The 21,925-nt window shown below is 59.0% G+C and carries 22 protein-coding genes; 8 read left to right on the top strand and 14 right to left on the bottom strand.

Going from position 1 to position 21,925, the window contains the following annotated elements; all coding sequences use genetic code 11:
- Window positions 1-21: 21 nt before the first annotated feature.
- Together phnD and phnC are read right to left on the bottom strand one after the other, a co-directional pair.
- Window positions 22-957, bottom strand: a complete 936-nt coding sequence (gene phnD / locus SP68_RS20515) for a phosphonate ABC transporter substrate-binding protein (RefSeq protein ID WP_040973088.1) — start codon at window positions 955-957, stop codon at window positions 22-24.
- 22 nt (window positions 958-979) lie between these two features.
- Window positions 980-1,822, bottom strand: coding sequence for a phosphonate ABC transporter ATP-binding protein (gene phnC, locus SP68_RS20510; protein WP_040973090.1), 843 nt, complete (start codon window positions 1,820-1,822; stop codon window positions 980-982).
- A gap of 843 nt (window positions 1,823-2,665) precedes the next feature.
- On the opposite strand from phnC, the gene ecpR reads away from it, so the two are divergent.
- The 6 genes from ecpR to SP68_RS20480 all read left to right on the top strand — a co-directional run bounded on the left by ecpR (window position 2,666) and on the right by SP68_RS20480 (window position 9,460).
- The gene (gene ecpR, locus SP68_RS20505) at window positions 2,666-3,208 is read left to right on the top strand and encodes an ECP biosynthesis operon DNA-binding transcriptional regulator EcpR (protein WP_008805314.1); all 543 of its coding nucleotides are present in this window, start codon (window positions 2,666-2,668) and stop codon (window positions 3,206-3,208) included.
- Between the two features lie 74 nt (window positions 3,209-3,282).
- The gene (ecpA, locus tag SP68_RS20500) at window positions 3,283-3,870 is read left to right on the top strand and encodes a common pilus major fimbrillin subunit EcpA (protein WP_012542737.1); all 588 of its coding nucleotides are present in this window, start codon (window positions 3,283-3,285) and stop codon (window positions 3,868-3,870) included.
- Window positions 3,871-3,928: 58 nt separating this feature from the next.
- Window positions 3,929-4,597: a fimbrial chaperone EcpB gene (locus SP68_RS20495; RefSeq protein WP_008805316.1), complete on the top strand. Its 669-nt coding sequence runs from the start codon at window positions 3,929-3,931 to the stop codon at window positions 4,595-4,597.
- 25 nt (window positions 4,598-4,622) lie between these two features.
- Window positions 4,623-7,148 (top strand): fimbrial usher EcpC, encoded by a 2,526-nt coding sequence (gene ecpC, locus SP68_RS20490; protein ID WP_012542736.1) that lies wholly within the window; start codon window positions 4,623-4,625, stop codon window positions 7,146-7,148.
- A complete protein-coding gene (gene ecpD, locus SP68_RS20485) occupies window positions 7,138-8,781 on the top strand; it encodes a fimbrial adhesin EcpD (RefSeq protein ID WP_008805318.1) in 1,644 nt (547 codons plus the stop codon). The genes ecpC and ecpD overlap by 11 nt, the downstream gene beginning before the upstream one ends.
- Complete coding sequence (locus SP68_RS20480; RefSeq protein ID WP_032732575.1) at window positions 8,750-9,460, top strand: fimbrial biogenesis chaperone; 711 nt, start codon at window positions 8,750-8,752, stop codon at window positions 9,458-9,460. Before ecpD ends, SP68_RS20480 begins: the two co-directional genes overlap by 32 nt.
- A gap of 3 nt (window positions 9,461-9,463) precedes the next feature.
- On the opposite strand, the gene SP68_RS20475 is transcribed toward SP68_RS20480, so the two are convergent.
- From SP68_RS20475 to SP68_RS20460, 4 genes are read right to left on the bottom strand one after another with little or no spacing between them, the layout of a single operon-like run.
- Window positions 9,464-10,153, bottom strand: coding sequence for an amino acid ABC transporter permease (locus SP68_RS20475; RefSeq protein WP_008805320.1), 690 nt, complete (start codon window positions 10,151-10,153; stop codon window positions 9,464-9,466).
- On the bottom strand, window positions 10,143-10,895 hold the full coding sequence (locus SP68_RS20470; RefSeq protein WP_012968860.1) for an amino acid ABC transporter permease: 753 nt from the start codon (window positions 10,893-10,895) through the stop codon (window positions 10,143-10,145). Before SP68_RS20470 ends, SP68_RS20475 begins: the two co-directional genes overlap by 11 nt.
- Window positions 10,892-11,710, bottom strand: a complete 819-nt coding sequence (locus SP68_RS20465) for an amino acid ABC transporter ATP-binding protein (protein WP_008805322.1) — start codon at window positions 11,708-11,710, stop codon at window positions 10,892-10,894. Before SP68_RS20465 ends, SP68_RS20470 begins: the two co-directional genes overlap by 4 nt.
- 1 nt (window position 11,711) lies before the next feature.
- Entirely contained in the window at window positions 11,712-12,521 is an 810-nt protein-coding gene (locus tag SP68_RS20460) for an ABC transporter substrate-binding protein (RefSeq protein ID WP_002890106.1), read from the bottom strand.
- Window positions 12,522-12,959: 438 nt separating this feature from the next.
- Here SP68_RS20460 and SP68_RS27535 point away from each other — a divergent pair, with 438 nt between their 5' ends.
- A complete protein-coding gene (locus SP68_RS27535) occupies window positions 12,960-13,136 on the top strand; it encodes a hypothetical protein (RefSeq protein WP_012542732.1) in 177 nt (58 codons plus the stop codon).
- Window positions 13,137-13,252: 116 nt separating this feature from the next.
- Here the strand turns inward: SP68_RS27535 and SP68_RS20450 are convergent, their stop codons facing one another.
- The 5 genes from SP68_RS20450 to SP68_RS20430 are packed head-to-tail and all read right to left on the bottom strand — an operon-like array spanning window position 13,253 to window position 17,784.
- Window positions 13,253-13,948, bottom strand: a complete 696-nt coding sequence (locus SP68_RS20450) for an ABC transporter ATP-binding protein (protein WP_004204908.1) — start codon at window positions 13,946-13,948, stop codon at window positions 13,253-13,255.
- Window positions 13,941-14,723 carry an ABC transporter ATP-binding protein gene (locus SP68_RS20445; protein WP_008805323.1) on the bottom strand — a complete coding sequence of 261 codons (783 nt, stop codon included), beginning with the start codon at window positions 14,721-14,723 and terminating at the stop codon, window positions 13,941-13,943. The genes SP68_RS20450 and SP68_RS20445 overlap by 8 nt, the downstream gene beginning before the upstream one ends.
- Window positions 14,710-15,759: a branched-chain amino acid ABC transporter permease gene (locus tag SP68_RS20440; protein WP_008805324.1), complete on the bottom strand. Its 1,050-nt coding sequence runs from the start codon at window positions 15,757-15,759 to the stop codon at window positions 14,710-14,712. The genes SP68_RS20445 and SP68_RS20440 overlap by 14 nt, the downstream gene beginning before the upstream one ends.
- Window positions 15,759-16,658 (bottom strand): branched-chain amino acid ABC transporter permease, encoded by a 900-nt coding sequence (locus SP68_RS20435; protein WP_002890128.1) that lies wholly within the window; start codon window positions 16,656-16,658, stop codon window positions 15,759-15,761. Before SP68_RS20435 ends, SP68_RS20440 begins: the two co-directional genes overlap by 1 nt.
- Before the next feature lie 19 nt (window positions 16,659-16,677).
- On the bottom strand, window positions 16,678-17,784 hold the full coding sequence (locus SP68_RS20430; protein ID WP_004147267.1) for an ABC transporter substrate-binding protein: 1,107 nt from the start codon (window positions 17,782-17,784) through the stop codon (window positions 16,678-16,680).
- Here SP68_RS20430 and SP68_RS28590 point away from each other — a divergent pair.
- Window positions 17,777-17,920 (top strand): hypothetical protein, encoded by a 144-nt coding sequence (locus SP68_RS28590; RefSeq protein WP_046620417.1) that lies wholly within the window; start codon window positions 17,777-17,779, stop codon window positions 17,918-17,920. The genes SP68_RS20430 and SP68_RS28590 overlap by 8 nt on opposite strands.
- 439 nt (window positions 17,921-18,359) lie before the next feature.
- On the opposite strand, the gene eutC is transcribed toward SP68_RS28590, so the two are convergent.
- From eutC to eat, 3 genes are read right to left on the bottom strand one after another with little or no spacing between them, the layout of a single operon-like run.
- Window positions 18,360-19,136, bottom strand: a complete 777-nt coding sequence (eutC, locus tag SP68_RS20425) for an ethanolamine ammonia-lyase subunit EutC (protein ID WP_023297110.1) — start codon at window positions 19,134-19,136, stop codon at window positions 18,360-18,362.
- Window positions 19,133-20,521, bottom strand: a complete 1,389-nt coding sequence (locus tag SP68_RS20420; RefSeq protein WP_023322126.1) for an ethanolamine ammonia-lyase subunit EutB — start codon at window positions 20,519-20,521, stop codon at window positions 19,133-19,135. Before SP68_RS20420 ends, eutC begins: the two co-directional genes overlap by 4 nt.
- 9 nt (window positions 20,522-20,530) lie before the next feature.
- On the bottom strand, window positions 20,531-21,910 hold the full coding sequence (eat, locus tag SP68_RS20415; RefSeq protein WP_008805328.1) for an ethanolamine permease: 1,380 nt from the start codon (window positions 21,908-21,910) through the stop codon (window positions 20,531-20,533).
- Window positions 21,911-21,925: the final 15 nt, after the last annotated feature.

Below are 21,925 nucleotides of genomic sequence, written 5' to 3'. Positions count from 1 at the left end.
GCAGGCGGCGTTGAGGCAGGATTAACGCGCGCTCACCAGCTCGCGTTTCATGTCGATAATCTGCTGGAAGTCAGCCACGCTGCCCGGACCGATGTGCTGGGTACCGCCCATCGCTTTGATAAAGCAGGCGTGATCCTCGGTGTCCAGTTTTTTCACCGCCGCCACGACTTTCGCCTTAAAGTCCGCCGGCAGCGCATTGCTTACCAGGATCGGGCCGTTCGGGATCAGCGGTGATTGCCAGATAATGCGGATCTGCTTCATCAGATCCGGATGATCCATGCGAATCAGACGGTTGAACGCGCCGGTGGTGTAGCCGGTGTTGTAATCGCCGACCATCGAGGTCCAGGTGACCGCGCCCGCGAACTGGCCGTTCAGCACGCCGAGAATGTCCTGCTCGTGGCCGCCGGAGAAGGTGACGCTGGAGAAGGTATTGTTGTATTTGTTGTCGGCGTTTCCGCCAAATTTTTCTTTAAACGCATGGTTAGGGATCAGATACCCGGAAGTGGAATCCGGATCGGCGAAGCCGAAGGCTTTGCCTTTTAAATCGTCCAGCGTTTTGTACGGGGAGTCGGCTTTGACGATCACCACGGAGTGATAGCCGCGGGACTGATCTTTATCGTCCACGGCGATGCCGACGATATCCACGGCTTTCGGGTTATTGATATAAACCGAAGCGTAAGAGGAGGGGGACATGCTCAGCACCACGTCGACTTTGCCCCCCAGCAGACCCTGGATCACCCCGGAATAGTCGGAAGAGTTACGCAGTTTGGTATCCACGTTCAGCTCTTTATCGAGGAAGGTCTTCACACACTGGTTATCACCGATTTGCTGGGTGGCGTTCTGCCCGCCGAGAATGCCCAGATTCAGCTCTTTCGGCTGCGCTGCCGCCGCCTGCCATGCCATCATGCCCGCGACCACTGCGGATAAACGAACTGCGCCAGTCATATATTTTTTCATTATGTTGCCCGTGTGAGTGAAATTAATGCAATTGGCTAACTTCATCGCCGTACAGCTGCTGCAGCACATCCTGCGTCAGCCGGGAGGGGTGATCGTCAAAAATAAGCTGGCCGCTGGCGACGCCGATAACCCGGGTGCAGTAGGTCTTCACCAGCTCTACCGAATGCAGGTTTACCATCACGCTGATGCCCTGCTCGCTAATCTCGCGCAGCACATCCATGATGCGCTGGGTGTTTTTCGGATCCAGCGAGGCGACAGGTTCGTCGGCCAGCAAAATGCCGGGGTTTTGCATCAGTGCCCGGCAGATTGCCACCCGCTGCATCTGTCCCCCGGAGAGATTCTCCGCCCGCTGCAGCGCGTGCGGCAGCATGTTCATCCATTCGAGCAGCGCAATGGCGCGCGCCCGGTCGGCGGCGGGGAAAATTTTAAACAGCGACTTCAGGGTTGAAGTCTGGCTGAGGCGGCCAAGCAGGACGTTGGTGAGCACGTCGAGGCGCGGTACCAGGCAGAAGTCCTGAAAGATCATCCCGCACTGACTGCGCCAGGCGTTGAGTGAGCGGCCTTTCAGCTTTGAGACATCGTGTGGCATACCGACTTCCGGATAGCTAAGAATTTCACCGCCGCTGGCGCTGTGCGTACCATTAAGGACATGCAGGAGCGTCGATTTACCGGCGCCGGAGCGGCCAATGACCCCGACCATTTCACCGGCGTGCAGGTCAAAGCTGATGCCGTCCAGCACCTTGTGCTGAGCATGATAGGCTTTCGTCAGGTTACGCACGCTTAAGACCTTCCGCTGCAGGCCGGCATCGAGATCGGTGAACGGCTGGAAATCAGTTTCGGCCACCGCGGCAAGAGAGCTGTTCATAAGAGTGTCCAGGTTCGTCATTAACTGGGCACTATTAATAGGTCTTTATATGAAATTTCGATGACGGTATTGCGAACAAAGCGTGAACAGGCGGGAAAAGGCGGGGATGACAGGCCGACCGCGCGGCTTGCTGACCGCTGGCGAAGCCTTGAAAAGCGGCTATGCTTTCGGGGGGCGCGAAGGCAGGCGCAGCCGTGACGGCAGGCACCTATCGGCAAAACTCGTTTTATCTTGCTAATGAGGTCTGTTTAATCGAATAGATAATGCTTCTACCTTTGTTTAGCATTCATCATTCCGCAGAATTAACATATGCATAACTATTTTGTGCGGCAGGTTAATCTATTCATGTGACTTATGAATTGGTAAATCATCCTGGTTATTGCTTATATTCAGATTTATATTCTTTATTTTGTTGTTAATTTGGTTTATTTGACAATTCCAGCCTGCTCCTCATTAAGAATATTCCTAACATAATAGGGCGAAGATCCTGGGTAATATAAAGCACAAGTAAGAATTGAGGGTAATATTGCCAATAACCTCATGAAAATAAATGTCTTTTTCCACTCCTCAAAAATCCGATATTTTCAGTTTTTGTAAATATTGACCCAGGCACGAAATTGATTGCCTGTCCGCGTGTTGACACTCCATAGGAAAAAACTTAAATTCAACGCCATGCAGAAATAATTAAAATTAAACCCGGCTTATCAAATATTGATAAGTAATGCGTGTCTTATTTAATGGCGATTTATTAAAGGAAGCGAATACGCCAGTTAACTTTGTAGGCCTGGCAAACAGTGAAGTTGTAAAAATGATTACTTCAAGGACTATGAGGTTAAAAACTATATGGAATATAAATGCTGTTCCGATAAGTACATTTGGTCTGCCCATGACTCCTACTTCTATAAAGGACTATCCGAACTCATTCTGGATATCGATGAATTAATTTATCTGTCGCAGGAGAAGATTAGAAAGGATTTTGTGTTTATCAATCTCAACACGGCTTCTTTAAATGAATTTATCAGGCGCGATAGCGAATGGCTATCCGCGGTAAAGGGGAAACAGGTCGTATTGATTGCGGCCAGGAAATCAGAAGCCTTAGCAAATTACTGGTATTACAATAGCAATATTCGCGGCGTGGTATATGTTGGCCTGAGTCGCGATATTAGAAAAGAACTGGCCTACGTAATTAATGGCAGATTTCTCCGCAAAGATATTAAGAAAGATAAAATTACTGACCGGGAAATGAAAATAATCCGCATGACCGCTCAGGGCATGCAGCCGAAATCGATCGCCAGAATTGAAAATTGTAGCGTGAAGACAGTATATACCCATCGGCGCAATGCTGAGGCCAAACTGTATTCCAAAATATATAAGTTAGTTCAGTAACACCCAGGCAATATTGTTTTTTAAATGGTTCACCGGGACATCATGTCCTTAATTCAACTCAGGATGAAAAAGCGATGAAAAAAAAGGTTCTGGCAATAGCTCTGGTAACAGCGTTTACCGGTATGGGTGTGGCGCAGGCTGCTGACGTAACGGCTCAGGCTGTTGCGACCTGGTCGGCGACCGCTAAAAAAGACACCACCAGCAAGCTGGTTGTGACCCCGCTCGGCAGCCTGGCATTCCAGTACGCCGAAGGCATTAAAGGCTTTAACTCGCAGAAAGGTCTGTTTGACGTGGCGATTGAGGGTGACGCAACGGCGACCGCCTTTAAGCTGACCTCGCGCCTTATCACCAACACCTTAACCCAGCTGGACACTTCCGGCTCCACGCTGAGCGTGGGTGTGGATTATAACGGCGCCGCGGTCGAAAAAACGGCAGATACCGTGATGATCGATACCGCTAACGGCGTGCTGGGCGGCAACCTCAGCGCGCTGGCTAATGGCTACAACGCCAGCGGCCGTACCACCGCGCAGGATGGTTTCACTTTCTCCATCATCAGCGGCACCACCAACGGCACCACCGCAGTGACCGATTACAGCACCCTGCCGGAAGGGATCTGGAGCGGCGACGTCAGCGTCCAGTTCGACGCCACCTGGACCAGCTGATCCTTCTGATGCACCAGCAGGGGGGGCTCCCCCTGCTTTTTTCACGGACGGAATTGTTATGAAAAAGCACCTTCTGGCTCTCGGGCTGCTGCTTGTCGGGGTGTCGCCGGCGCAGGCGCTGGATGTCGGCGATATCTCATCTTTTATGAACAGCGGCAGCAGCACGCTGAGCAAAACAATCAAGAACAGCACAGACAGCGGTCGACTGATCAATATCCATCTCGAACGGCTCTCTTCCCCGCTGGATGGTGGGCAGGTTATCCCGATGGATAAACCGGATGAGGTGCTGCTTACCCCCGCCAGCCTGCTGCTACCCGCCCAGGCCAGCGATGTCATCCGTTTCTTCTACAAAGGCCCGGCGGATGACAAAGAGCGCTACTACCGTATTGTCTGGTTCGATCAGGCACTCAGCGATGCCCAGCGCGATAACGCCAACCGCAGCGCGGTAGCGACGGCGTCCGCCCGCATCGGCACCATTCTGGTGGTGGCGCCCCGGCAAGTGAATTACCGCTTTCAGTACGCCAACGGCTCTCTGACCAACACCGGGAATGCGACGCTGCGGATCCTCGCCTACGGCCCTTGCCTGAAGGCCGCCGACGGTAAGGAGTGTAAAGAGAATTACTACCTGATGCCGGGTAAATCGCGCCGTTTTACGCAGGTGGACACGGCGAATAAAAAAGGACGGGTTGCGCTTTGGCAGGGTGAGCAGTTTGTTCCCGTGAAATAGATAGTTGTGCAGATGGATAACGACGATGCCTCTACGACGGATTTCCCCAGGACTGAAAACGCAGCTTGCCTTCGGCATGATCTTTTTGTTCGTTCAGCCCGACGCCAGCGCTGCTGCCGTACGTGCCCAGCAGATTGGCGGGGTGATTATTCCGCAGGCCTTCAGCCGGGCGCTGCAGGACGGTATGAGCGTCCCGCTCTATATTCATCTTGCCGGCAGCCAGGACACCCGTGACGATCAGCGGATCGGCAGCGCCTTTATCTGGCTGGACGACGGCCAGCTGCGTGTCCGGCAGATCCAACTGGAGGAGAGCGAGGGGAACGCCAGCGTCAGCCAACAGACCCGACAGCAGCTGATCGGCCTGGCCAACGCCCCGTTCAGCGAGGCACTCACCATTCCCCTGACCGACAGCGCGCAGCTGGATCTCAGCCTGCGCCAGCTGCTGCTGCAGCTGGTGGTCAAACGCGAGGCGCTGGGCACCGTGCTGCGCTCGCGCAGCGAAGATATCGGTCAGTCCAGCGTGAACACCCTCAGCAGCAACCTGAGCTATAACCTCGGCGTCTATAACAACCAGATGCGCAATGGCGGGAGCAACACCTCCAGCTACCTGTCGCTGAACAACGTCACCGCGCTGCGGGAGCATCACGTGGTGCTCGACGGCTCGCTGTACGGGATCGGCAGCGGTCAGCAGGACAGTGAATTATATAAGGCCATGTATGAGCGCGATTTCGCCGGCCACCGCTTTGCCGGCGGGATGCTCGACACCTGGAACCTGCAGTCCCTGGGACCGATGACCGCTATTTCGGCCGGCAAGATTTACGGCCTTTCCTGGGGGAATCAGGCCAGCTCCACCGTCTTCGACAACAGTCAGTCGGCCACGCCGGTGATTGCCTTTTTACCGGCGGCGGGCGAGGTGCATCTCACCCGTGACGGCCGGTTGCTGAGCGTCCAGAACTTCGCCATGGGCAACCATGAAGTGGATACCCGCGGCCTGCCGTACGGTATTTACGACGTGGAAGTGGAGGTGATCGTTAATGGTCGGGTGGTCAGCAAACGCACCCAGCGGGTCAATAAGCTGTTCAGCCGGGGACGCGGCATCGGCGCGCCGCTGGCGTGGCAGGTATGGGGCGGCAGTTTCCATATGGATCGCTGGTCGGAAAGCGGCAAAAAGACCCGGCCGGCAAAAGAGAGCTGGCTGGCAGGCCTCTCGACCTCCGGGTCGCTCAGCACCCTGAGCTGGGCGGCAACGGGCTATGGCTACGACAACCAGGCGGTGGGGGAAACCCGCCTGACGCTGCCGCTGGGCGAGTCGATCAACGTTAACCTGCAGAATATGCTGGCCAGCGACAGTTCCTGGAGCAGCGTCGGCAGCATCAGCGCTACGCTGCCGGGAGGCTTCAGTTCAGTGTGGGTCAACCAGGAGAGAACCCGCATTGGCGATCAATTGCGGCGCAGCGATGCCGACAACCGGGCGATCGGCGGCACCCTCAACCTGAACGCGCTGTGGTCGAAGCTGGGGACGTTCAGCGTCAGCTACAACGATGACCGCCGCTACAACAGTCATTACTACACTGCGGATTACTATCAGACGGTCTACAGCGGCGCCTTTGGATCGCTCGGCCTGCGGGCGGGGATCCAGCGCTATAACAATGGCGACAGCAGCGCCAACACCGGGAAATATATCGCTCTCGATCTCTCGCTGCCGCTGGGCAACTGGTTCAGCGCCGGGATGACCCATCAGAACGGCTACACCATGGCTAACCTCTCAGCGCGCAAGCAGTTTGATGAAGGCACTATTCGCACCATCGGCGCCAATCTGTCGCGGGCCATCTCCGGCGATACCGGGGATGACAAAACCCTCAGCGGCGGAGCGTATGCCCAGTTCGACGCCCGCTACGCCAGCGGCACGCTGAACGTCAACAGTGCGGCGGACGGCTACGTCAACACTAACCTCACCGCCAGCGGCAGCGTCGGCTGGCAGGGCAAAAACATCGCCGCCAGCGGACGAACTGACGGTAACGCCGGAGTGATCTTCAACACCGGGCTGGAGGACGATGGTCAGATTAGCGCCAGGGTTAACGGGCGGATTTTCCCGCTCAGCGGCAAGCGTAACTACCTGCCGCTCTCTCCCTATGGCCGCTATGAGGTGGAGCTGCAGAACAGCAAAAACTCGCTCGATAGCTACGACATCGTCAGCGGGCGTAAGAGTCATCTGACCCTTTATCCGGGCAACGTCGCAGTGATTGAGCCAGAGGTGAAGCAGATGGTCACCGTCTCCGGTCGTATTCGTGCAGAAGACGGCACGCTGCTGGCGAATGCGCGGATTAACAACCATATCGGCCGTACCCGGACCGATGAAAACGGCGAGTTTGTCATGGACGTGGATAAGAAATACCCCACTATCGATTTCAGCTACGGCGGCAATAAAACCTGCGAAGTGGCGCTGGAGCTCAGCCAGGCGCGCGGCGCCGTCTGGGTCGGGGATGTGGTCTGCAGCGGCCTCTCGTCGTGGGCGGCGGTGCAGCAGACAGGAGAAGAGAATGAAAGTTAATGCACTGATGGCGCTGGCGATCCTCGCGCTGCTCTTGCCGGCAGCCGCGCTCAGGGCGGCGGTGACCAAGACCACCTGGTCGGATGCGCCGGCGCGCGAGTTTGTGTTTGTTGAAAACAACTCCGACGACAACTTTTTCGTCACCCCCGGCGGGGCGCTGGATCCGCGTATGACCGGCGCTAACCGCTGGACCGGCTTAAAATACACCGGCTCCGGCACCATTTATCAGCAGAGTCTCGGTTATATCGATAACGGCTACAACACCGGGCTCAATGCCAACTGGAAGTTTGATATGTGGCTGGAAAACTCGCCGGTTTCGCACCCCTTAACCGGCCTGCGCTGCATCAACTGGTACGCCGGGTGCGATATGGCCACCAGCCTGATCCTGCCGCAAACCACCGACGCCAGCGGGTTTTATGGCGCGACGGTGACCAGCGGCGGCGCGAAGTGGATGCACGGCATGATGTCGGACGCGTTTTATCAATATTTGCAGCAGATGCCGGTCGGCGGCAGCTTTACGATGACCATCAATGCCTGTCAGACCTCGGTGAACTACGATGCCAGCAGCGGTGCGCGCTGTAAGGATCAGGCCTCCGGTAACTGGTATGTGCGCAACGTCACCCACACCAAAGCCGCGAACCTGCGGTTGATTAATACCCACTCGCTGGCGGAGGTGTTTATCAACAGCGACGGCGTGCCGACCCTGGGAGAAGGGAACGCCGACTGCCAGACGCAGACCATCGGCAGCCGCGCAGGATTAAGCTGTAAGATGGTCAACTATACCTTGCAGACCAACGGCTTAAGCAACACCTCGATCCATATTTTCCCGGCGATCGCCAACTCGTCGCTGGCCTCGGCCGTCGGGGCGTACGATATGCAGTTCAGCCTCAACGGCAGCTCCTGGAAGCCGGTGAGCAATACCGCTTATTACTACACTTTCAACGAGATGAAGAGCTCAGACTCGATCTATGTTTTCTTCTCCAGCAACTTCTTTAAGCAGATGGTGAATCTCGGGATCAGCGATATCAACACCAAGGATCTGTTCAACTTTCGCTTTCAGAACACCACCTCGCCGGAGTCAGGCTGGTATGAGTTTTCCACCTCCAACACGCTGATTATCAAGCCCCGTGATTTCAGCATCAGCATTATCTCCGACGAATATACCTCGGCGCCGTCGCGCGAGGGATATGTCGGCAGCGGCGAACCGGCGCTCGATTTCGGCTACATCGTCACCACCAGCGGTAAAACGGCCGCCGATGAAGTGCTGATCAAGGTGACCGGACCGGCGCAGGTGATTGGCGGGCGTTCCTACTGTCTCTTCAGCTCTGATGACGGTACGGCGAAAGTGCCGTTCCCGGCGACGCTCTCTTTTATCACCCGCAGCGGCACGACGCAGACCTACGATGCCGGGTGCGATGACAGCTGGCGGGATATGACCGATGCGCTGTGGCTGACCACGCCATGGACCGATATCTCCGGCGAAGTGGGGCAGATGGATAAGACCACGGTGAAATTTTCGATTCCGATGGATAACGCCATTTCGCTGCGGACGGTAGACGATAACGGCTGGTTTGGCGAAGTCAGCGCTTCAGGAGAGATTCATGTCCAGGCGACGTGGCGCAACATTAACTAAGGCCCTGCTGACGGTGGGCTGCCTGCTGGCAGCGCCGCTGGCTCAGGCGATCTCGGTCGGCAACCTGACCTTTTCCCTGCCGGCCGAAGCGGATTTCGCCAGCAAACGGGTGGTCAACAACAATAAAAGCGCGCGGCTGTACCGCATCGCCGTCAGCGCCATCGATCGCCCGGGCGGCAGCGAAGTCCGCTCCCGGCCGGTGGATGGCGAACTGCTGTTTGCCCCCCGCCAGCTGGTGCTGCAGGCAGGTGAGAGCGAGTATTTTAAATTTTACTATCATGGCCCGCGGGATAACCGCGAGCGCTACTATCGGGTCTCGTTTCGCGAAATCCCCACCCGCAACCTGACGAGGCGCAGCCCGACCGGCGGCGAGGTCAGCATGGAGCCGGTGGTGGTGATGGATACCATTCTGGTGGTGCGCCCACGCGAGGTGCAGTTTAAATGGTCTTTCGATAAGGTGGCCGGGACGGTGAGCAACACCGGCAATACCTGGTTCAAGCTGCTGATTAAACCCGGATGCGATTCGACCGAAGAGGAGGGGGACGCGTGGTATCTGCGTCCTGGCGACGTGGTTCGCCAGCCGGCGTTGCGCCAGCCGGGGAACCACTATCTGGTTTATAACGACAAATTTATTAAGATCAGCGATACCTGCCCGGTGAAGCCCCGTCCCGCGGAGTGAGCCTTATCCGGCGGTCGCGCGGCGGGTAAAACGCCGGCTGGCCAGCAGGCTCAGACCGCAGCACAGCAGGTAGTACACCGCGCCGGTGAAGACGAAGATCGCCAGGGGATAGATCTGCACCCGGTTGTTGACCTGGCCGGCCACGGTGGTCAGCTCCGGGACGTTGACGATAAACGCCAGCGACGTGTCTTTCAGCAGGCCGATAAAGATCCCCACCAGCGAGGGCTGAACATTGCGCAGCGCCTGCGGGAGCAGCACCAGGCGCAGCGTTTGCCCGGGGGCGAACCCCTGGGTCAGCGCCGCCTCATACTGTCCTTTCGGCAGCGACTGCAGCCCGGCCAGCACCGAGTGCATCACCGAGGCGGCGGTAAACCACGCCAGCGCCAGGGTCACGGTTACCGCGCCGGGCAGATCGCCGCCGGTCAGCATCGGCAGCAGATACCACAGCCAGAAGATGACAAATATCAGCGGGATGCCGCGAATAATTTCCGCCCACAGAAACAGCAGACGCCGCACCAGCCCGCCGTAGCGCCAGGCCAGGCCCGCCAGCGCAATGCCTCCCGGCAGCGCCAGCAGGGTGGCGCCGATGGCCATCAGCAGGGTCAGCGCCACGCCGCCGGGCTGGCCCTCCGCCAGTCGGCCCCACAGCAGGTAATCGAGGTTATCGGCGATCACCGCCAGATTAGCGTTCATGTTGGGCGCTCCGTTGCAGTTTTCTTCCCGGGCCGAGACGCGTTAGCGCCACGCCCATCGCCACCCCCAGCGCCAGGTACAGCGCGGTACCGACGGCAAACGCCTCCAGGGCGTGCGCGTTATAGCTCTCAATCTGTCGTACCTGATAGGTCAGTTCCGCAAAGCCGATGCCGCTGGCCAGCGATGAGAGTTTCATCAGGTTAAGATACTGGCCGACAATCGGCTGCCAGGCGTTGGCCAGCCCCTGCGGCAGGAGGATAAAGCGCAGCTCCTGCCACGGCGTAAAGCCCTGCGACAGCGCGGCTTCCCGCTGCCCGTGGCTGACGGCGCGCAGTCCGGAGGCGATCTCTTCCACCAGAAAGGCGGAGGTAAAGACCCCCAGCCCCCACATTGAGCAGAGGAACTCCGGTGTCAGCCACCAGACGTTACCCGGCAAAATGGACCAGGCGTGTTCGTCGTTCACCACCTCCTTCACCGCCAGCGGCAGCAGGTTCCAGGCGGCAAAGTACCAGAACAGCAGCTGGACCAGCAGCGGGGTGTTGCGAAACAACGAGACCCACGCGGCCACCAGTCCGCGCCCCGCGCGGCCGCCGCCGAGGCGCAGGGCCAGCAGCAGGACCGCCAGCAGGGTGGCGAGCAGGATCCCGGCGACGCTGACCCAGACGGTGGTGAGAAAACCAGAGATAATCCATTGCAACGGCTGCCCGCTCAGGACGCCGTGCCAGTCAAGCATCGGCGTCACTCGAGGCTCTCCTGGTGCAGCGGATCCAGCACCTTCTGCAGAAAACGCCGTGCGCGGGCATGCTGCGGATGGGCGAAAAACTCAGCCGGCGGGGCGACCTCGAGAATGTCGCCGCCGTCGATAAACACCACCCGGTCGGCAATTTCGCGGGCAAACTGCATCTCATGGGTCACCACCAGCATGGTGATCCCGCTGTGGGCGAGGGTTTTCATCACCTGCAGCACTTCGCCGATCATCTCCGGGTCGAGCGCCGAGGTGGGCTCATCGAACAGGATAATCTGCGGCGAGGAGGCCAGGGCGCGGGCGATCGCCACTCGCTGCTGCTGGCCGCCGGAGAGCTGCGCCGGCATCTGCTGCGCTTTTTCTTCCAGTCCGACCTGGCGCAGCAGCGCCAGCGCCCGCTCCTGAGCCGCGCTTTTCCCCCAGCCGTGAACGCGCTCCAGCGCCAGCGTGATGTTCTCCTGCGCCGTCAGGTGGGCGTAAAGGTTGAACTGCTGGAAGACAAAGCCGACGCGGCTGCGCAGCTGGCGCAAGGCGCTGCCGCTCAGCCGGCTGGTCGGTTTATCGTCGATCAGGATCTCGCCGCCGCTTAAGGATTCGAGCTGGTTGATCAAGCGGATCAGCGTCGATTTTCCCGAACCGGAAGGGCCGAGGATCGCCACCACTTCGCCGGGCTCGACCTGCAGGTTGATGGCGTTTAGCACCTGATGATCGCCGTAGCGCTTGGCCACATCACGGAACGTAATGCTGGCGCGCTGCAGACGTGAAAAATCCGCGGCCGGGGCCGCGGAGTGGGAGAGTAAACCCGAGAACATATTATTTCGCTTCTATGGTAAAGGCGCGCGGCTGCGGCGTTTTAGTGGCAGGTCCAAACCAGACATCATAGATTTTCGCGGCTTCGCCGGTTTTCTCCAGCTTCACCAGCTCATCGTTAACGGCTTTCAACAGGGCCGGTTCGCCTTTCTTCACGCCCACGCCAATCTCTTCTTTGCTGAGCAGGTCGGGCAGAATTTTAAACTTGGCTTTATCCGGCGCTTCCGCCAGCAGACCGGCGAGGATGGTGCTGTCCTGGGTGATGGCCTGGACGTTGCCGTTGCGCAGGGCGGTCAGGGCCAGCGGAATATCGTCATAGGAGAGGACGCGAGCCTGCGGGAAACGCTGGTGCAGGGCCTGTTCGCCGGTGGTGCCTTTCACCGCGCCGATGCGCGCTTTGCTGTACTCATCAAGCTTATCCGGAGAGCCGGCAGGCACGAGGAACTGCTGGCCGGTGACGAAATACGGCGTTGAGAAATCAATAACCTGGGCCCGCTCCGGGGTGATGGTAATGTCGGCGACGATCAGGTCGGCTTTGCCGGACTGCAGCAGCGGAATACGGTTGGCCGGGTTGGTGGCCACCAGCTCGAGTTTGACGCCGAGCGCTTTCGCCAGCGCCTGGGCAAAGTCGACATCGTAGCCGACGATATGGTGGGTTTTGGCATCCACGGAGCCGAACGGCGGGTTGGCGTCGAAGGTGGCGACTTTCACGACGCCGGCGGCTTTGATGTCAGCCAGCTGGTCTGCCTGTGCCTGAGACGCGAGCAGCAGCATACCCAGCGCCAGTGCAATTTTTGTGGTTTTATTGCGCATGTTTTTTCCCCTGAATCCCTGTTTTGTTTTGTGGACATCACGCTCCCACAAATTCCCCGTCGGCGGCAAAGAAGAAAAAATTCTTATCTATAACGAAAAAGAACTTAACAAACCTGTGGGTATTCTTTATGCGCCGCTGGCGTTTTACCGGCGCGGCAACGATTGCCGGGCGGCCCTCACTCCCTCCGGAGAGAGGGAGAGGGGATAGGGGTAATTTTCCGTTCATCGTGCGCATGGGCGTTAGCCCCGCGGTGTATACCGGGGCTGTAACGATTGCCGGGCGGTTCCCTCTCCCTCAGGGAGAGGGTTAGGGTGAGGGGATAGGAGCGGGCGTAATATGCGCCAGCCAGGATTGCAAATTCGGAATTAATATTTCCCGCGCCCGGCCAACTGTGGTTGAAATAGACCCAGGCGATTCGCTTCCCGACAGAGGAGAAAATGAAAGTGGCATTGTGGCAACGATTAACGGGCTGGCTGGCTTTTTTGTCCAACGGTGAAGCCGGACAGCAGGATACCCAGCGCGTCATGGAGGCGATACTGCCGGTGGCCAGCCTCTACGGCGTGGACATTGGCAACGTGGAAACCCGGTGGTTCCGTCATGATAAGACATACTGAGCGACGCAGGACGCGAGAAGCCTACTGGAACGAGGTGTGCTTTGTGTAGCAAGAGACTGCCTGAGGTTGCGGCAACACAGGATGCGCCGCCGCAGCCCAGGCAGTTTTGACCACGCTTATCCCCCCAGATACATCCGCTTAATTTCCGGGTTAGTCAGCATCTCCCGCGCCGCGCCTGACAAGGTGATCCGGCCATTCTCCAGGACATACGCCCGATCGGCGATAGCCAGTGCTGCCGTCGCATTCTGCTCCACCAGCAGCACCGTCATATTCTCTTCGCGCAGTTGCTTAATGATGCCGAACAGCTCGCCGACAATTTTCGGCGCCAGCCCGAGGCTCGGTTCATCCAGCATCAATAACACCGGCTCGCTCATCAGCGCCCGGGCGATGGCCAGCATCTGCTGCTCGCCGCCGCTCATGGTGCCCGCCATCTGATGGCGCCGTTCCTTGAGCCGAGGAAAGAGGGCGTACATGCGATCGCGCAGGCGGGTGTAGCCGGCGAGATTATTGTAAGCGCCCATGCGCAGGTTCTCTTCGATAGTCAGGTTGGTAAAGACCCGACGTCCCTCCGGCACCAGCGCCAGCCCGCGGCGTACAATCTGGTGGGTCTGGCTGCGTGAGATATCGTCGTTGAGGAAGCTGACGCGCCCGCTGGAGCGCACCAGGTTGACGATCCCGTTGAGGGTGGAGGTTTTACCGGCGCCATTGCTGCCGATCAGGGTGACGATCTCCCGGTCATAGACGTCGATATCAACACCTTTCAACCCCTGGATCACGCCGTAAAAGACCTTCAGTTCCCGGGCGTTAAGCATAATTGGCTTCTCCCAGATAAGCGGAAATGACGTCAGGATGCTGGATCGCCTCGGCCATCAGGCCGCTGAACAGCGGCTTACCATACTCCAGCACCATCACCCGCTCGCACAGGCGATTGACGAAGGGCATATCGTGCTCAATCAGCAGGACGCTGAGCTGATAGTCATGTCGCATGCGGAAGATAAGCTCCGCCAGGTCCTCGGTTTCCTTCGGGTTCATCCCGGCGGCCGGCTCATCGAGCAGCAGCAGCTTCGGCGCGGTGGCCAGCGCGCGGGCGATCTCCACTTTGCGCTGGTTGCCATAGCTCAGATTTGTGGCCTGCATATGCGCGAAGTGGGCGATGCCGATGTCCTCCAGGATGGCCATGGCTTTGGCCTTCGCCGCCCGCTCGGCCGGAAAGTAGCGGCCAATATGCAGAGCTGCCTCCAGCAGCGAGTAGCGGCTGGCGCGGTCGAGCCCGACCATCACGTTCTCCAGCACCGTCATGGAGTTAAACAGACGGATATTCTGGAAGGTACGGGCGATCCCGGCGTTCACCACCTGGTTGGGCTTCAGCCCCTTCAGCGACGTACCCGCCAGGGTGACGTTGCCGCTGGTGGGTTTATAGTTGGCGGTGATGACGTTAAACAGGGTGGTCTTGCCCGCACCGTTAGGGCCGATAAGGCCAAAGATCTCCGCTTCATCAACATGGAAGCTGACGTTGTCGATGGCCCGCAGGCCGCCAAACTGCATGGTGACGTCCTGCACCTGCAGGATAACGTTATTTTCCGCCATAGCTGCTGTTCCTTCTTCCCATCTGCCAAATCTCTTTTTTCCCCAACAGCCCTTCGCGGGCGAAAAGCATGATGATCAGCAACAGCAGGGAGAAAACCACCATTCGCAGGCCCGGATAGGCGCCAAGATCGTGGCCGAAAAACTGCAGCGGCTGGTCGAGGAAGCGCAGCCATTCGCCGCTGCCGACCACCAGTACGGTGCCGAGCAGGGCGCCGGTGGTGCTGCCGAGTCCGCCGAGGACGATAATAATCAGCAGCTGGAAGGTGAGCATAAAGTCGAACAGCCCCGGGGAAATGGTGGTCAGCAGCGAAGCCAGCAGACCACCGCCGATCCCTTCGAAGAAGGCGCTGGTGGCGAAGGCGCAGGTTTTGATGCGGAAGGTGTTGACCCCCATGGCGATCGCCGCATCTTCATCGTCGCGAATGGCTTTCATCATCCGGCCATACTTCGACCACACCAGCTGAAGGATCATGCCGGTGGCCAGCAGGGCGAACAGCCCGCACCAGAACAGGAGATGCGGCTGCTGCGGAATATCGTTCAGCCCGATGGCGCCGTTGGTGATTTGCGGATTGTTAATAGCGAGGATCTTGATGATAAACCCAAAGCCGAGGGTGACAATGGCCAGGTAGTCGCCACGCACCCGGAAGACCGGCACGGCGAGGCACACCGCCAGCGCCGCCGCGCACAGGCCGCTTATCAGCAGGGCAGGGAGGAAGCCTGCGTGCAGGCTGAGGATCCACGGGCTGGGGGCGGCCATTTCAAACATGTCTACCTTGCTGTCGCTGGAGAGGATCAGCAGGGCGGTGACGTAGGCGCCCACCGCCACGAAGCCGTTCGGCTCCAGCGACAGCTGGCCGGTCACGCCGTTGATCAGGTTGTAGCTGACCGCAAGGATCATAAAGATAAAAATGGTGCTGATGACACGAACAATGTAGTCATTGAAAACCACGTTGATTCCGGCCAGCAGCGCGATACAGATGACAATAATGGCCAGGTTGCGCAGCTGCGCCCCGGCGGTCGTCGTCGCGTTGAGCATCAGAAACGGCTCCTTTCCAGACGTTCGTCGCCCATAATGCCGACCGGGCGGAACAAGAGGACCAGAATCAAGAACAGGAAGGCGAAAGCGTCTTTATAGCCGCCCAGTTCGGGGAAGATCGCCACGGCGACCACTTCGGTAAAACCGAGGATAAAGCCGCCCAGCACCGCGCCGGTGACGCTGCCGATCCCGCCCAGCACGGCGGCGGCGAAGGCCTTCAGGCCGATAAGCACGCCCATCAGGGGATCGATAGTGGGGTAGCTGATGGAGTAGAACACGCCGCCGAGGGCCGCGAGACTACTGCCGAGGGCGAAGACCAGGGAGATGATCCGGTTGGCGTCAATGCCCATCAGGCGCACGGTGTTGACGTCAAAGGCCACCGCGCGGATCGCCATCCCATAACGGGTGCGGTACAGCAGCCAGAGGATCGCCAGCAGCAGCAGGACGGTGATCAGCGGCACAATCCACGCCACGTTGGTAATGATGACGCTGCCGAAGGCGCGGGTCTGGTTGAAAAAGTCAGGGGCGGAGAAGAAGCGTGAGCTGCCGCCGAACAGCACGTTAAACAGGTTTTCGAGGAAGAAGCTGACGCCGATGGCGGTGATCAGCATGGAGATTTTCGAGGCCTGACGCAGCGGACGATAGGCGACCCGGTCAATCAGCATACCAAACAGGCCGCACAGCCCGAGGGTCAGGAAAACGGCTACCCCGAAGGGTAGCCCAACTGAAGAAAATAAAAAAAGCGTACTAAACGCGCCGACCATCATCACGTCCGCATGGGCGAAGTTGATCAGCCGTAGCACGCCATAAACCATCGTATAACCGATGGCAATCAGGGCGTACATGCCCCCAAGACTCATTCCATTGACCACTTGCTGGAGAAAAATGGCGCCGTCCATTTTGTAGCCTCGTCACAACTTAAGGGTTAACCACGGTACGAAACGCCAGCTTGCCATCTTTCACTTCGTTGATGACCGCGCTGCGAATGGCATCGCCGTTCTGTAACGTCAGCGTGCCGGTCACGCCCTGGAAATCTTTGGTGGCGCGGATTTTTTCATTCACGCAGACCCGATCGTGGGGATCGCTGCACTGGTTCATGGCGTTGACGATGACGTTATAGGCGTCCGCCGCCATTGCGCCCCAGGTATGGGTCGGCTGCTGGTATTTGGCTTCCCAGGCTTTGATGAAGGTTTCCCCGGCCGGGGTCTGCTCTTTGGCGTTCGGCGAGTAATAATCGGTGGTCATATAGCCGTTGACCGCGTCTTTACCGACATCGAAGAAGACCTGATCCGCGGCCAGACCGTCGCCGCCCACCACCGGTTTGTTGAGCCCCAGTTGTTTAGACTGCACGGCAATCAGCGCCCCTTCGGTGTAGTAGATCGGCATGTAAATCATGTCGACATTCTTCGCCTTGACGCTCGCCAGCTGGGCTTTAAAGTCCTTGCTGCCGCCCGGGGCCTGTACCTCGATGGGAATGGTGCCGCCGTTTTTCAGGAACTGGGTGCGGAACGCTTTCGCCAGGCCGACGGAGTAGTCGTTGCTGCTGTCAAACACGATGGCGGCGGTTTTGGCTTTCAGATCGCGGGAGGCCAGATTGGCCCCGACCACCCCCTGGAAGCTGTCCGAGAAACAGACCCGGCTGACGTACGGATGGTTACGGGTGACGCGGTCGTTGGTGGCGGTGGAGGAGACCAGCGGCGTTTTGCTGTCGTCGGCGATCTTGGTCATCGCCAGGGTGTTGGAGGAGGTGACTTCCCCGATCACGGCATCCACTTTATCGCTGGAGACCAGGCGCTGCATGGCGTTAGCCGCTTCGACTTTGTCGCTTTTATCATCGATAACGATAAGCTTGATGGTATCGCCATTTTTTAACGTCGGGGTGATGGCCTGAATAATGTCCAGCCCTTTCTGCGACGGCTGGCCATAGCCGCTGAGGGCGCCGCTCAGGGGTAATACCACCCCGATTTTAATTTCCGCTGCCTGCGCGCTGCTGGCGCCGACCAGCGCGGCAACCAGCGTGGCCATTAAAGACGCTTTCCCGGAAAACGATTTCATTGGTATTTCTCCGTCGGTCGATTATTTATCTTTAACCATCAATGACTGCATAACATTGAGGAATAATTCGCCAGCGTGTCCGGCGAATTATTGGCTGTTATGTTGAATAGATAACGAGATATATACCCTAAATAATTCGAGTCGCATGAAGGCGGCAAGTGAGCGAGTCCCCAGGCGCTTACCGAAGTCAGTGACTGGGGGGAGAGAACGCAGCCAACGCACATGCAACTTGAAGTATGACGGGTATTTTTAATGCGCTGATTTACCTTACAACGTCCGTTTCGTTTTTACTCATGCAATATTCTTATTACCTGCTGGGAGAGGCATAAGGCTGATGACAACACGGTTTTTGGTACGGTGAACGCATTTTGCCGGGGGGCGACTGGCGCCTTACCCGGCCTGAAAAATCCACCATATAAACCGGTTGAACGGTTTGCGCAGGCCCGCGCAAGCGAAGCGCCATCGGGCAATTTCAGCGCGCACCCGAATATAATATTCAGGTGCGCCGGTAGTATTAAAATTTATTCTGCTGCTGGTGTGACTTATTATTTTAAAGGGGTCAACGGTTTTATTTTTCCATGCAGCGCCGGATTATCACTTTCATCTTTTAACTGCACGCCGGTGACGCGGCGTAAAAAAGCCTGTTCCAGCAGCCAGGCCAGTTTAAAGGCGGCGGCGTCATGGCTTAATCCCTCCGGACGAATATTGGAGATACAGTTGCGCTCAGATTCCAGACGCTGACGATGGGGCTGCCAGGTGAGGTAGACGCCGAGGCTGTCCGGCGAGGAGAGACCCGGTCGTTCGCCAATCAGGATCGCCACCGCGCGGGCTTTCAGGGTTTCGCCAATATCATCCCCCAGCGCCACCCGCGACTGATGCGCCAGCACTACCGGCGCCAGGCCGATACCCAGCGTTTGCAGATAGGGCAGCAGGGCGCGGATCAATGGCACCGCCTGGCGCTCTACCGCCCAGGAAGAGAGGCCATCGCCGATCACCAGCAGCAGATCGGCGGGGCGGACGCCGCTGGCGGCGAGGTCGGCGCGGCTTTCGTCGGCGAGCTGCCGCCCGAGATCCGGACGCCGAAGATAGGTGTGACGGTCCGGCGCGGCGCTGCGCACCGTCAGGGCGTCGAGGCCGAGCGCCGCCAGCGGCGCCACCAGCTGCTGGCTGGCGAACGGCTGATGAATGGCATCCCGCGCTCTGGCGTGGGCCAGACCAAAGTTGAGGACTTCGCGGGTCGGCAGGCTGGCGCCGCTGCGGCCCAGGGCGATCCGCGCATCGGTAAATTCACGCAGCGGGTTCCAGGCATCGGGACGATTCATACGGAGGCTCCTTGCGGCAGGACGGACAGCAGCGGATGGCGGGCGTCGGTGAGCCGCAGCGTGCCGTGCGGATCGATAATCTGCATCTTCGCCAGCCAGTCGGCGAACTCCGGGGCATGTTTTAAGCCCAGCAGGCGACGGGCGTACAGCGCGTCATGGAACGAGGTGCTCTGGTAATTGAGCATGATATCGTCCGCTCCGGGCACACCGATCAGGAAGGTGAGCCCGGCGGTGCACAGCAGGGTCAGCAGGGTGTCCATATCATCCTGATCCGCTTCCGCGTGGTTGGTATAGCAGACGTCGCAGCCGATCGGCAGGCCCATCAGCTTGCCGCAGAAATGATCCTCCAGCCCGGCGCGAATAATCTGCTTGCCGTCATAGAGATACTCCGGACCGATAAAGCCGACCACGGTATTGACCAGTAGCGGTTCAAAGTGACGGGCGACGGCGTAGGCCCGCGCCTCACAGGTTTGCTGATCGACGCCGTGGTGGGCGTTGGCCGACAGGCAGCTTCCCTGGCCGGTCTCAAAATACATCACATTGTTGCCGAGGGTACCGCGCCTGAGGCTGAGGGCCGCCTCGCGGGCCTCCTGCAGCATGGCAAGATTGATGCCGAAGCCGCTGTTGGCCGCTTCGGTTCCCGCCACCGACTGAAACACCAGATCCACCGGCGCGCCGCGCTCAATCAGCTGCAGCGTATTGGTGACATGGGTCAGAATGCAGGACTGGGTGGGAATGGCGAAGCGCTGAATAATATCGTCCAGCATGACGTTCAGCTGCGCCAGCACCGGTAAGCTGTCGCTGGCCGGGTTGATGCCGATCACCGCGTCCCCGGCGCCGTACAGCAGCCCGTCGAGCATACTGGCGGCGATGCCTTTCAGGTCGTCGGTAGGATGGTTGGGCTGCAGGCGTACGCTGAGGTGGCCGGGCAGGCCGATGGTGTTGCGAAAGCGCGTCACCACCTGGCATTTGCTGGCGGCAAGGATCAGATCCTGATTGCGCATCAGCTTACTGACCGCCGCCGCCATCTCCGGGGTGATGGCGCGGGCGACCCGCTGCAGCGTGGCGGTATCGGTAGCATCATCCAGCAGCCAGTCGCGAAAATCGCCGACCGTCAGATGGCGCAGGTCGGCAAAGCCCTGCGCATCATGGGTGTCGAGGATCAGGCGAGTCACTTCGTCCTGCTCGTAAGGGATAAGCGGGTTGTCGAGAATGTCGGTCAGCGGCACCTCGGCGAGGGCCATTTTCGCCGCCATCCGCTCTTCGGCTGAGGTGGCGATAACCCCTGCGAGGGCGTCGCCGGAGCGGGCTGGCGACGCTTTCGCCATCAACGTTTTCAGACTATCAAAGCGCCATACCTGGCCCGATAGCGTGGTTTTATACATGCCGCCTCCTCAGGAGACCGTGCGCAGTTGAGGATCCACTGGCGCCCGTTCACGGGCCGCTGCGGTTTTGCGGAACCACAGGTAGCCGCCGAGCATCATCGCCGCGAAAATCAGCGCCAGCAGCAGGTTATACCAGACCATCGCCACCAGGCAGAGCACCGCCATGCCGAGGGCAAAGGCCGGCGCCAGCGGGTAGAGCGGGGCGCGGAATGGGCGGATCAGCTTCGGCTCGCTACGGCGCAGTTTGAACAGCGCCGCCATGGAAGTGATATACATAACAATAGCCCCAAATACCGACATAGTGACGATACAGGCGGTCAGCGGCATGCCGCTGATGGTGATCAGCGAGTCGGAGAAGATCGCGGCGATACCGACCACCCCGCCGGCGAGGATCGCCAGATGTGGGGTGCGGGTGCGGCGGTTGAGGGTCGCCAGCCCGGCGGGCAGATAGCCGGCGCGGGCGAGGGAGTAGATCTGCCGCGAATAGCCCATAATGATGCCGTGGAAGGAGGCGACGAGGCCAAACAGCCCCAGCCACACCAGCATATGCAGCCAGCCGCTGCCATTGCCCACCACCGTCTTCATCGCCTGGGGCAGCGGATCGTTAATATTGGACAGCGCGCGCCAGTCGCCGACGCCGCCGGCGAAGACCATCACGCCGATCGCCAGCACCGTCAGCGTCAGAATGCCGCCGCCCAGGGCGCGCGGAATGGTGCGCTGCGGATCTTTGGCCTCTTCGGCCGCCATGGAGGCCCCCTCAATGGCGAGGAAGAACCAGATGGCGAACGGAATGGCGGCGAACATCCCCGGCAGCGCCAGGCCGCTGAAGCTTTCCGCGCCCGCCCAGCCGTTAGTGGTGAAGTGGCTCCAGGAGAAGCCGGGCGCGACCACGCCCATGAACACCAGCAGCTCGAAGATGGCCAGCAGGGTGACGATCAGCTCGAAGGTGGCGGCAATGCCGACGCCGAGAATATTGAGCGTCATAAAGATCACGTAAGCGCCGCAGGCGACCCATTTCGGATCCAGCGCCGGAAACTGCACGTTGAGGTAGGCGCCGATGGCCATGGCGATGGCCGGCGGGGCGAAGACGAATTCAATCAGGGTGGCAAAACCGGCGATAAAGCCGCCGGTGGGCCCGAAGGCGCGGTAGGCATAGGCGAAAGGGCCGCCAGCGTGCGGGATGGCGGTGGTCAGCTCGGTAAAGCTGAAAATAAAGGCGCAGTACATCGCGGCGACCGCCAGGGCGACGACCATAAACCCCATCGTGCCCGCCTGCGACCAGCCGTAGCTCCAGCCGAAGTACTCCCCGGATATCACCAGTCCGACGGCGATCCCCCATAAACGAAAACTGCCGAGCGTTCTTTTTAAGGTGGTGGTTTGCTCTGTCATACGTGTTGCCTCGCC

The organism is Klebsiella variicola (assembly GCF_000828055.2).
Lineage (GTDB): Bacteria > Pseudomonadota > Gammaproteobacteria > Enterobacterales > Enterobacteriaceae > Klebsiella > Klebsiella variicola.
This window is presented reverse-complemented; position numbering and strand designations above follow the sequence as displayed.